The organism is Mycobacterium sp. 852002-51971_SCH5477799-a (assembly GCF_001667145.1).
Lineage (GTDB): Bacteria > Actinomycetota > Actinomycetes > Mycobacteriales > Mycobacteriaceae > Mycobacterium.
The window spans coordinates 229,835-239,484 of record NZ_LZIF01000086.1 but is presented as its reverse complement, the minus strand read 5'-3'; the positions used below and the strand labels follow the sequence as shown (position 1 = coordinate 239,484).

The following is a 9,650-nucleotide window of genomic DNA, read 5'->3' as shown; positions in this document are numbered from 1 at the left end:
TTGTGTATATGAGACAGAGCTGGATGTTCGATGCCCGCGAATACAGCGGCGCAGCACTGACCACGGTAAGAAACGCGCTGCCGTTGGCCATGCCGGTGGCGGCGGCGGGTGGGCCCGCCCTATTTCCGCCCACGAATGTCCCCATCGGTGCGGTGACCGCGGACACGTCGGGCACCCGGGACAGCTCGGCGGCGTATCGGTGCAGCTCCCCGGGGCTCAGCCCGTGGGCGTCGGGAACGACCACGGAAACCGAGGTGCCCAATCCGTTCGCGAAATCGTTGTCCAGCATGTCGGCCACCTGCCGCGCGGACGCCGAGCGCGGGAGCACCCGCTCGTCTGGAAAACCCCACTTCACCCCCAGAAACGGCACGCCCAGCAACAACAGCAGCGCGACTACGCTCAAGCCGACCGGCATGGCGCGACGCAGGACGAATTTGGTCGACCGGTACCAGAACTGCGACACGAGCGGCTTGTGCGCCGGATCACGAAATGACCTCTGCCCCTGCAGGATGCGATGTATCACACGACGGGCATCCATCGTGTTCAGCCGGGGACCCAGCAGCACGATGGCGGCCGGGGTCACCACCACCGCCGTGATCGCGACGATGGCCGCGGTGGCCACGATGGTGTAAGCCGACGATTTCAGGAAGTACATCGGGAACAGCGCCATCACCGCCATCGACAAGCCGACGGTGGTGGCGGAGAACAGCACGGTCCGCCCGGCGGTGGCCATGGTGCGATACAACGCCCGGTAGCGGTCCTCGGTGCGCGCCAGTTCCTCGCGGTAACGGGTGATGATCAGCAGGTTGTAGTCGATGGCCAGGGCGAGGCCCATCGCGATGCTGAGGTCCAGCGCGTAGGCCGACACGTCGGTGGCGAGGCCGATCAGCCGCAGTACCGACATGGTGCACACGATGGCCAATGTGCCCAAGACAATTGGCAGCGCAGCCGCCGCCACTCCGCCGAGCACCCACACCAGCACCGCGAAACTCAGCGGAATCGCGATGGACTCCATCAACAGCAGGTCGCGCTGGTTCTGGTCGTTGATCTGCGCATACGCCACGGCCATGCCGCCGGCGCGCACGGTGACGCCGTCGCGGTCATGCACCAGGTCCTTCGTCAACGCGCTGGCGTACTTCTGCGCGTCGTTTTCCCCGCCCTTCAGGCCGGCCACGATCATTCCGGACTTTTCGTCCTTGCTGACCAGCTGAGCCGCGGCCGCGGGTGGTGACGTCCAGGGCGACGACACGTTCAGCACCCACGGGGATCGTTTTAACTGGTCGGCAATCTCTGTGCCGACCTGGCGCGCCAGACCACCGCGCGCGCCGGTCGACGCGGTCACCACGATCAGCATCTGCTGATCGGTTTGGTTGAACTTGTCCCGAAGGGTGTCACTCGCCCGCGAAGACTCCGAAGTGGGGTCCTGGAAACCCCCGCCGGAAAGGCTGTTGACCACCGGCAACCCGAAGATGGCTGCCCCCAGTAGCACCAGCACGGCGATCGCGATGATGCGGCGCGGCGCGGCGATCGCAAGCCGGGTGATTACTTGCAGCATGGCGTATCGCCTACCCGAAACCGCGTCGGTTGACCCGCCCAGTATTGAATTGCTCACATTAGCGTTCTGGCCTTGCGTCGTTTCGATCTTTGGATCGAGGTTTGACCTTCTGGCACTCGGGTATCGGAGCTAAAAGCACACTTGGTACCTGGATTCGGCGTGCGCTGTGCCGGTTTGCCTGGGCTACAAGCAGATTGGATGTGCGATGGACGAAAAGGGCGATAGCACCAATATTCGGCATCCCACCGAAGACGACTGGCAGTCGGTTTTCGAGAATCAGGCCCGGGCTTTCGGCGATCCGGTGGGCCCCGAAGACCTTGAGGCCTGGAGGAGTCGAGTCAGTCTCGACAACATTTTGATCGCCGAGGATGTTTCCGATCCGGAGCATCCGAATCTGGTGGGAACGTCCATCATCTACCCTTCGCGGCTCACAGTGCCCGGCGGAGCCAACTTACGGGTCGCGTGGCTGACGATGATCGCCGTTGCGTCAACGCATCAGGGCAAGGGGCTCTGGGCGCAACTCAGCGCCCAGGGGCTCGGAATACTGCTGGACCGCGGTTATCCCGTCGTTTGCGGCGTTCCGACGCAGACGGCGATGTACGACGGCTTCGGCGCCGGCGTGTCGAGCTACAGCCACACCTATTCCATCGACCGCCGCTTCGCGAAGTTGCGCGACGCCCCGAGCCGGATTCGGGGGCGCGAGGTCAACGCCGCCGAGGCACGACGGCGGTTGCCAGAGATCTACGAAAGATGGTGTGCCGCAACTCCTGGCACCATTTCCCGCGACGACGCGTGGTGGGCCGACTACTTGGACGACCGACCGACCCAGCGCGGCAACGGATCTGCGCTGCATTACACCATCCATCCCGACGGCTTCCTCACTTACCGAGTGGTCGGCTCGCAACAGCATGCGTTCCGTCCGCCGCTGGGCACCGTGGTCGTCGAAGATTTCTGCCCCATCACCGACGAAGCGCATACCGAGCTACTGCAGACGCTCCTGGTGTTGGAGATGTTCTATCGCATCGAGGTCGACGTGGCTGCTGACGATCCACTACCGCTCAAACTCGTCGACCAACGCGCCGCTGAAACCAAGGGCGTAAGCGACTTTCTGTGGGTGCGCATCAACGACGTCCCCGAAACGCTCGGCGCGCGCAGCTATGCCGCCGATGCCGACATCGTGCTGGAAGTCACGGACCCGCTCGGCCTTGCGGGGGGGACCTTTGCGCTGCACAGCCACGACGGCATCGGAAAATGCACCCCCCACGACGGCTCCCCGGACATCAAGATCGGTCTGGCCGACCTGGCCACCGTCTACATGGGGGCACACCGGGCTTCCCAGCTTGCCCGCGCCAACCGCATCACCGAGGCGCGCCAGGGTGCGTTGCGTGAGCTGGACGCCGCCTTCGGCACCGACCGGACACCCTATACCGGCACCGTGTTGTGAACCGATTTCGTTGCACGACAGCATCTTTCACCGGCACACCGGATGGCGCAAAACAAAGTGGACGGCAGCCAGGCGCTCACCGACCAGGGCGTGCTCGGACGCCTACCGGCTCACTGACCCCCGGGCGGCTATCCTGGAACGAGGTCGGGATTTCACTGTGTGGCGCAACGCCTGTTATTGTCGCCTACGCGGTCTCGGCCGACCACAAGCGCCGTTAGCTCAGTTGGTAGAGCAGCTGACTCTTAATCAGCGGGTCCGGGGTTCGAAACCCTGACGGCGCACCAGCCCAGCCGAATATGTCAATATTTGGCGGCTTCTTCACTGCAGGGGTTTCCCCGATGGGTAGCGATTCCCGAGAGCTCCGTTTCACCCCCGCGAGCCCTACCGTCTTTGGGACGGACTCCTGCAGAGTGGACTGGTGAAAACGGAGCTGAAGTGGATCGAACCCCACGAGGGCCACTTCCACGCCAACATCGACGACCGTAGCGAGTATCGAGTCCACGCGGTCTCGACGGGCGGCTTCCGCGCCGAGCGTGTCGATGACGGCTTTGTGCACCACGACCTGGGCCGGACCGTCATCGCAGGCGAGGCAAAGGCGATCTGTCAGGACCTGCATTCCCGGACCATGCGCCGCGCCGCGTGGGAGGCCTACATGGCCGAGAATGACCCGCCCGGCTGGGAGTAGCCGTCGCCCTGTTGGCCCGGCCCAGCAAAGGTGCTCCAGCGGTGATGCCGAGCGCAGACCGCCGGAGGCAGGTGGTGTGGCTAATCGGATTGCGCCGGACTATTTGTCGTCGTATCCCTCCGGGCTAGCCCCTCCTGCAGGTAATTTCTTGCTGGCACCGATTGGCGCCGTAAGCGCCGATAGGCCCCTTGGGACACGCTGCGTCGAAGGAGCTGCAATGGGGTTCATCCAGCCCAACCTGCCCGTCGTCGACATGCCCGAGTGGAGCGCCCGCTCCCGCGCCGAGCGGATTGTGCCGATGGCGCGCCACATCGCCGAGCACGGCTTCGGCACCCCGCTGGTGATGCACGTGATGTACGGCGTGAAGATCGCGCTGTACATCCTCGGCGGCTGGCTATTCGCCTGGTCGACCTCCGGCATCGGAGGCTTCACCCAAGTCGGCGCGTGGTGGTCAGAGCCGATCGTGTTCCAAAAGGCCGTGCTCTACACGATGCTGTTCGAAGTAATCGGTCTCGGCTGCTGCTTCGGACCGTTGGCCGGGCGCTACTTTCCCCCGATGGGGTCGATCTTGTACTGGCTACGGCCCGGCACCATCCGATTACCACCCTGGCCCGCTCGGGTGCCATTGACCAACGGCCACAACCGGACCCCGTTCGACGCGTTGCTCTACGGCGTCCTGCTCGCGCTGCTCGTGTCCGCGCTGCTGTCCGATGGCAGCGGGCCGATTACGGCCCTGGACACCACGATCGGCGTGCTGCCGTGGTGGCGGACCCTCGCGATCCTGGCGGTGCTCGCTGTGCTCGGCTTGCGCGACAAGATCATCTTCCTGGCCGCGCGGGGCGAGGTGTATGCGCCACTGGCGCTGACGTTTCTGTTCGCCGGGGCGGACATCGTGGTCGGCGCCAAGGTCGTGTTTATGGTGATCTGGCTGGGCGCGGCGACCTCCAAGCTCAACAAGCACTTTCCGTTCGTGATCTCGACGATGCTGGCGAACAATCCGTTCATCCCCTCGGGCCGGCTCAAACGGTCGATGTTCAAGCACCATCCGGACGATTTGCGGCCCAGCGCTTTGGCGGGCTTCATCGCCCACTTCTCGACCGCGGTCGAGGGTTTGGTGCCGCTCGTGCTGCTTTTTTCACACGGCGGCTGGCCGACGGCCCTCGCTGTCTTTGTGATGATCGTGTTCCACCTCAACATCCTGCTGGCCTTCCCCATGGGCGTGCCGCTGGAATGGAACGTGTTCATGATCTTCGGGGTCGTGTGGCTGTTCGTCGCGCACGCTCGCTTGGGCCTGTCGGATCTGGCCAACCTGCTGCCGGTCGCCATCCTGTTCGCCGCCATGGCCGGCACCGTCGCCCTCGGGAACCTCAGCCCGCGCAAGGTGTCCTTCCTGCCCGGCATGCGCTACTACGCGGGCAACTGGGACACCACCCTGTGGTGTGTGCGGCCTTCAGCCGACGAGAAGATCCGCGTCGGCTCGCGGGCCCTGGGCCCGATGCAACACTTGCAGCTCGAGCGGTTGTACGGCAGCAAAGAGGAAACCCTGATCCCGCTGCACCTCGCCCTGGCGTTTCGGGGCATGAACACCCACGGACGCGCGCTGCTGACCCTGGCGCACCGGGCAATGGCCGACTATGACGAGGACGATTACAACCTGTGTGAGGGCGAAGTCCTGTGCGCAATGGTCCTCGGCTGGAACTTCGGCGACGGGCACATGCACAACGAATGCCTGATCGAGGCGCTGCAGCAGCGGTGCGGCTTCGAGCCGGGCGAGGTGCGGGTCGTTATCCTCGACGCCCAGCCCATCCACCAACAGCGGCAGGAATACCGGTTGGTGGACGCGGCGACGGGTGAATTCGAACGCGGCTATTGCGACGTCGACGACATGGCCACCAACCAGCCCTGGGCCGACGACATTCCGGTGTACGTCCAGACCGGCCGCGTCACCGATTCCTGACGCGGCGCACCGCCACCACCACGACGAGGGCCCCGACGCCGGCCAGCGAGGCCAGCACCACGGGCTTCTGCACGAATCCGATCAACCGGATCTTGATGTCGTCGGCGAGGCGCCGGGGGTTGGCCCGCTCGGCAAGCGAGTCGACGGTGGCCGCCAGCTGGTCACGGGCGACGTCGATGTCCTGCTTGATGGCTTCGGGGTCCCGATCCGCCACTGTGTCCTCCAAGTCGCCCACTATCCAGCTCCTACACCTGCCGGAACTACCCTAGATCAGCTGGCGGTAACCCCGACGCTCCGGTGAACAGAAAGGTAGTTACCTTGACCGAGACCACACGGCTTGCACCGGGCGACAAAGCGCCCTCCTTCAGCCTGCCCGACGCCGACGGCAACAAGGTGTCGCTGGCCGACTACAAAGGGCGTCGCGTCGTCGTGTACTTCTACCCTGCCGCGTCGACGCCGGGATGCACCAAGCAGGCGTGCGACTTTCGGGACAGCCTGGCCGAGCTCAACGGTGCAGGCCTCGACGTCATCGGGATCTCTCCCGACAAGCCGGAGAAGCTCGCCAAGTTCCGTGACGCCCAGAAGCTAACGTTCCCGCTGCTGTCCGACCCCGACCGCAAGGTCCTGACGGCCTATGGCGCCTACGGCGAAAAGCAGATGTACGGCAAGACGGTCACCGGCGTCATCCGCTCCACCTTCGTGGTCGACGAGAAGGGCAAGATCGCCGTCGCGCAGTACAACGTGAAGGCGACGGGCCACGTCGCCAAGCTGCGCCGCGACCTGTCCGTCTAGCCGATGACGGCGGCCTCTGTGTACTCGGTGATCGGCCGCGCGATTCCTTGTTCATCGCAGACCCGCTGCAGCTTCTCCAGCGTCTCGTCGATCCCTAGGCCAAGCCGCTTGCCCGGGGTGAAGGCCGCCGGAAGGTGCTGCATGCCCTGAATCACGCCGATCGTCGGATAGTGCACCGTGCCCTCGGGGTCGCAGCGATAGTCGGGCATCCGATCGAGCACCGCCGTCAGCATCGACTTGAACACGACGCGTGCGACGTTGGAGCCGATGCAGCGGTGGATGCCGAGCCCGAAGCTGAAGTGCCGGTTGTTCTTTCGGCTCAGGTCTAATCGATTCGGGTCGGGGAACACCGCGGGGTCGCGGTTGGCCATCGCCCAGGACAGCCACAGGCGATCGCCCTCCTTGAATCGCGTACCCGCGAGTTCGAGGTCGGCGGCGATGGTGCGACCATCGCCGGGCGCGGGCGTGAAGTAACGCAAAAATTCCTCGGTCGCCGAGTCGAGCAGCGTTGCTGAATCCCGCTTGAGCAGTTCGCGCTGCTCGGAATTTTCGCCCAGCCATTCGAGGGCGTGCGCGGTCAGCGCCGTCGTGGTGTCGAAACCTCCGCCGATGATCAAGCCGAGCATTCCGAGCAGTTCGGCGTCGGGGGCGGGTTCGCCGTCGATCTTCAGTCTTGCCAGTGCGTCCACTATGCCGGGGCGTGGGTTCTCGCGGATCTCGAGGAGGTGGTTGAACAGGTCCGCCCCCATCGCCATCGTCTGCTCCAAAACTCTTGGGGCATCCGGCGAATCGGCGGGGGTGTAAACGTTGGCGTGGGCCGGCTCGCAGTACAGCTGCCATTTCCTGAGAGGAACACCCATCATCGCCAGAGTCAGGACGGCGGGCACGACGTTCGCGAGGTCGTCGACGAAGTCGATACGCCCGACTTCGATCTTCTCGTCGATGCTCGCGCGCACGATCTCGTCGACAAACGGTTTCCAGCGCTTGACGGCTGCCGGTGACAGGTAGGGGTTGAGAATGCTGCGGTAGGCGGAGTGCAAGGGTTCGTCCATCTCGAGCATGCCGCCACGGACGCCGGTGCCCTGCGGCAGCGTGGGGATGGTGATGCCCTTGTAGCCGGTGCCTTCGCCGGTCACGTCGTGGTCGTTGGATACGTGCGGGCATCGAGCGAGCTCGAAGACTGCCCTGTTGCCCGCGGCCACCCAATGCCCGTCGTAGGTGTCGGTCCACGCCACCGGACACCTGGCGTGCATCTCCTCGGTGATTGCAGTGAACCGCTCGCGGTACTCCGGGGTGTGGCGATCAAAGTGGTAACGGTTGGTCTTGCCGGCGTCTTCGGTCAGGGTGTCTTCCGTACTCACGGTGGCGTCTCCTGCGGACGAGTGGCTGCATGTAGAAGCAGTATGCGACGAGACCGTCGTTCTACATATGCAATCCGGGGGTCGAGTTTCGCTTCAGCCCAGTTTGTCCAGCAGTAGCGCTTCGGCGATGGCCGCGCGTTCGAGCACGCCCAGATGCAGGCTCTCGTTGATGCTGTGGGCTTGCGTGGCGGGATCTTCCACGCCGGTGACGAGGATCTTCGCCTGCGGGAACGCCTCGGCGAATTCGGCGATGAACGGAATCGACCCGCCCATGCCCATGTCGATCGGATCGGTCCCCCAACCTTGCCGGAACGCGGCCCGCACCGCGTCATAGACGCTGCCGGTGGCGTCGATGGCGTAGGGCTCGCCGACGTCGCCGCGGGTGACGCTCACGTGTGCGCCCCACGGCGCGTGCTGTTGCAGGTGGGCGGTCAACGCGTCCAGGTGCACCGATGCGTCGCCGCCCGGCGCGACGCGCATGCTGATCTTGGCGCGGGCCCGCGGGATCAGCGTGTTGGAGGCCTTCTCGATGGGTGTGGTGTCGATACCAATCACGGTGATCGCGGGTTTGGCCCACAGCCGCTGCGGTGCCGAACCCGATCCGATCTCGGACACCCCGTCCAGCAGGCCGGAGTCGGCGCGCACCCGCTCGGGCGGGTAATCCACGGCGGCGGCGGCACTTTCGTGCAGGCCGGCGACGGCCACGTTGCCGTCGTCGTCGTGCAGGCTGGCTAACATGCGCACGAGCACGCTCAGCGCGTCGGGCACCACGCCGCCCCAAATGCCGGAGTGCAGGCCGTGGTCGAGCGTGGCGACCTCGACGACGCAGTCGACCATGCCGCGCAGCGTCACCGTCAGCGCCGGGATCTCGGTGCTCCAGTTGTCCGAGTCGGCGATGACGATCACATCGGCGGCCAGCGCGTCGCGGTGCGCGGCCAACAGCCGGCCCAGCGACGGCGACCCGGATTCCTCCTCGCCCTCGACGAAGACCGTCACGCCCACCGGCGGCTGCCCGCCGTGCGCCCGAAACGCCGCCAAATGTGTTGCGATGCCGGCCTTGTCGTCGGCGGTTCCGCGGCCGTAGAGACGGCCGTCCCGCTCGGTGGGCTCGAACGGTGGCGAAATCCACTGGCCGCGGTCGCCCTCGGGCTGCACGTCGTGGTGGGCGTACAGCAGCACGGTCGGTGCGCCGGCGGGGGCGGGGTGGTGAGCGATTACCGCGGGAGCTCCCCCTTCGCTGACGATGCGTACATCGCTGAATCCGGCCTGCGACAACAGATCCGCGACGGCCTGCGCGCTGCGGTGTACCTCGCCGCGGCGGCCCGGGTCGGCCCACACCGATTCGATGCGGACCAGGTCTTCCAGATCGCGCCGCACCGACGGCAGCACCTCGCGGACGCGCTCGACCAGATCGCTCATGGGATCGAGGCTAGTCGGCCGCCGTCTCCAAAATGGCCACCGCGGCGGCCGTATCCGCTTCGTGCGTCAGCGACACGTGAATGATCACGTCGGCCAGGTGTTTGGCGATGTCGCCGCTCAACCGAACCCGCGGACGGCCCCACATGTCGGTGACCACCTCGATGTCGCGGTGGATGTCCTCCCGCAGCACTGGACGCTGGGCGAACCGCGACCCTGACCAGGCCTTGATCACGGCCTCCTTCGCGGCCCAGCGAGCCGCCAGGTGACGCGCCGCAGACGAACTCTTGTCCGAGGCGTCCCGGCGCTCCCCCGGGGTGAACGTCTCGGAGAAGGCGGTGCCCGGTTGGTCGACCTGCTCGGCGAAATCAGGAATGGAGACGAGGTCGATCCCCACACCGACAATTCCCATGGGTCGCCAGGCTAACGGATCGCCGACG

General features: G+C 65.5%; 9 protein-coding genes and 1 tRNA gene. 5 read left to right on the top strand and 5 right to left on the bottom strand.

The features are described from left to right. The coding region (locus A5753_RS12705) for an MMPL family transporter (RefSeq protein WP_156656078.1) at positions 1–1,555 on the bottom strand (1,555 nt) is incomplete at its 3' end. Between the two features lie 205 nt (positions 1,556–1,760). Here A5753_RS12705 and A5753_RS12700 point away from each other — a divergent pair. From A5753_RS12700 to A5753_RS12685, 4 genes are all read left to right on the top strand, one after another. Continuing rightward, on the top strand, positions 1,761–2,999 hold the full coding sequence (locus A5753_RS12700) for a GNAT family N-acetyltransferase (protein ID WP_067127998.1): 1,239 nt from the start codon (positions 1,761–1,763) through the stop codon (positions 2,997–2,999). Between the two features lie 208 nt (positions 3,000–3,207). Further along, positions 3,208–3,283, top strand: a tRNA-Lys gene (locus tag A5753_RS12695). A gap of 134 nt (positions 3,284–3,417) precedes the next feature. Further along, positions 3,418–3,684, top strand: coding sequence for a hypothetical protein (locus tag A5753_RS12690; RefSeq protein WP_067127995.1), 267 nt, complete (start codon positions 3,418–3,420; stop codon positions 3,682–3,684). A gap of 217 nt (positions 3,685–3,901) precedes the next feature. After that, on the top strand, positions 3,902–5,641 hold the full coding sequence (locus A5753_RS12685) for a DUF3556 domain-containing protein (RefSeq protein ID WP_067127992.1): 1,740 nt from the start codon (positions 3,902–3,904) through the stop codon (positions 5,639–5,641). On the opposite strand, the gene A5753_RS12680 is transcribed toward A5753_RS12685, so the two are convergent. After that, complete coding sequence (locus tag A5753_RS12680; RefSeq protein WP_067128070.1) at positions 5,628–5,855, bottom strand: DUF3618 domain-containing protein; 228 nt, start codon at positions 5,853–5,855, stop codon at positions 5,628–5,630. The two genes, A5753_RS12685 and A5753_RS12680, sit on opposite strands and share 14 nt — an antisense overlap. Positions 5,856–5,959: 104 nt before the next feature. Here A5753_RS12680 and bcp point away from each other — a divergent pair, with 104 nt between their 5' ends. Continuing rightward, positions 5,960–6,433, top strand: coding sequence for a thioredoxin-dependent thiol peroxidase (gene bcp / locus A5753_RS12675; RefSeq protein WP_067127989.1), 474 nt, complete (start codon positions 5,960–5,962; stop codon positions 6,431–6,433). On the opposite strand, the gene A5753_RS12670 is transcribed toward bcp, so the two are convergent. From A5753_RS12670 to A5753_RS12660, 3 genes are all read right to left on the bottom strand, one after another. Beyond that, complete coding sequence (locus A5753_RS12670) at positions 6,430–7,794, bottom strand: cytochrome P450 (protein WP_067127986.1); 1,365 nt, start codon at positions 7,792–7,794, stop codon at positions 6,430–6,432. The genes bcp and A5753_RS12670 overlap by 4 nt on opposite strands. Positions 7,795–7,887: 93 nt before the next feature. Further along, positions 7,888–9,213, bottom strand: a complete 1,326-nt coding sequence (locus tag A5753_RS12665) for a dipeptidase (protein ID WP_067127983.1) — start codon at positions 9,211–9,213, stop codon at positions 7,888–7,890. Between the two features lie 10 nt (positions 9,214–9,223). Further along, entirely contained in the window at positions 9,224–9,622 is a 399-nt protein-coding gene (locus tag A5753_RS12660) for a holo-ACP synthase (RefSeq protein WP_067127981.1), read from the bottom strand. Positions 9,623–9,650 lie beyond the last annotated feature (28 nt).

Bases quoted from the DNA above. Each gene is read 5' to 3' on its own strand.
- A5753_RS12700 (WP_067127998.1), top strand. From the start codon at position 1,761: ATGGACGAAAAGGGCGATAGCACCAATATTCGGCATCCCACCGAAGAC.
- A5753_RS12685 (WP_067127992.1), top strand. From the start codon at position 3,902: ATGGGGTTCATCCAGCCCAACCTGCCCGTCGTCGACATGCCCGAGTGG.
- A5753_RS12665 (WP_067127983.1), bottom strand. From the start codon at position 9,213: ATGAGCGATCTGGTCGAGCGCGTCCGCGAGGTGCTGCCGTCGGTGCGG.
- A5753_RS12660 (WP_067127981.1), bottom strand. From the start codon at position 9,622: ATGGGAATTGTCGGTGTGGGGATCGACCTCGTCTCCATTCCTGATTTC.